The sequence below is a fragment of the Streptomyces sp. NPDC048441 genome (assembly GCF_043200235.1).
Classification (GTDB): Bacteria; Actinomycetota; Actinomycetes; order Streptomycetales; family Streptomycetaceae; genus Streptomyces.
The window spans coordinates 1-1,131 of sequence record NZ_JBICXM010000034.1 but is presented as its reverse complement, the minus strand read 5'-3'; the positions used below and the strand labels follow the sequence as shown (position 1 = coordinate 1,131).

Genomic DNA, 1,131 nt, shown 5'->3' with positions numbered 1-1,131 from the left:
CTAGTGACCTGAGTCTGAGGTTTGGCGTTAGTTCGGTATGAGTCGTCCGGGTCCGAAGATTCCGCCGTTGTCGGTGACCGATGCCCAGCGGGGTGTGTTGGAGGGCTGGTTACGTCGTCGCACGACGGCCCAGGCGTTGGCTCAGCGGTCGCGGATCGTGCTGGAGTGCGCGGACGGGCACTCGGTCATGGAAGTGTCGCGCCGACTGCGGATCGCTCCGGACACGGTTCGCACCTGGCGGCGGCGTTTCCTCGAGCACGGCCTGGACGGGCTGGGCGACGAGCCGCGGCCGGGTGTCCCGCGGAAGATCACCGACGCCGACGTCGAGCGGGTGATCGTCAAAACCCTCGAAGAGACGCCGAAGAACGCGACGCACTGGTCAACCAGGTCGATGGCCGCGGCCACGGGAATGTCACAGTCAACCGTCTCCAGGATCTGGCGGGCGTTCGCCCTGGCCCCGCACCGCTCGCAGACGTTCAAGCTGTCGACGGATCCGCTGTTCATCGACAAGGTCCGCGACGTGGTGGGCCTCTACCTCGACCCGCCGGAGAAGGCCCTGGTCCTCTGCGTGGACGAGAAGTCGCAGATCCAGGCTCTGGACCGGTCCCAGCCGGTCCTGCCGATGATGCCCGGCGTTCCCGAGCGCCGCAGCCACGACTACATCCGCGCCGGCACCACCACGCTCTTCGCGGCGTTGGAAGTCGCCACCGGCAAGGTCATCGGCTCCCTCCACCGCCGCCACCGGGCCACCGAGTTCAAGAAGTTCCTGGCTAAGCTCGACAAGGAGGTCCCCGCCGACTTCGAGGTCCACCTGATCCTCGACAACTACGCCACCCACAAGACGCCCGAGATCAAGAAGTGGCTGCTCGCGCACCCGCGCTTTCACCTGCACTTCACGCCCACCAGCGCGTCGTGGCTGAACCTGGTGGAGCGATGGTTCGCCGAGCTCACCCAGAAGAAGCTCAAGCGTGGAGTCCACCGATCCGTGCAAGCCCTCGAACGCGACATCCGGGCCTGGCTCACCGACTGGAACGACCACCCACGACCCTTCGTCTGGACGAAAACCGCCGACGAAATCCTCGACAAAGTCGCCGCCTACTGCCACCGAATCTCTGACTCAGGTCACTAGGG

At 65.8% G+C, this 1,131-nt stretch carries 1 protein-coding gene; it reads left to right on the top strand.

Going from position 1 to position 1,131, the window contains the following annotated elements; all coding sequences use genetic code 11:
* Positions 1-37: 37 nt before the first annotated feature.
* Positions 38-1,129, top strand: a complete 1,092-nt coding sequence (locus ACGFSB_RS37400) for an IS630 family transposase (protein ID WP_393409047.1) — start codon at positions 38-40, stop codon at positions 1,127-1,129.
* Positions 1,130-1,131 lie beyond the last annotated feature (2 nt).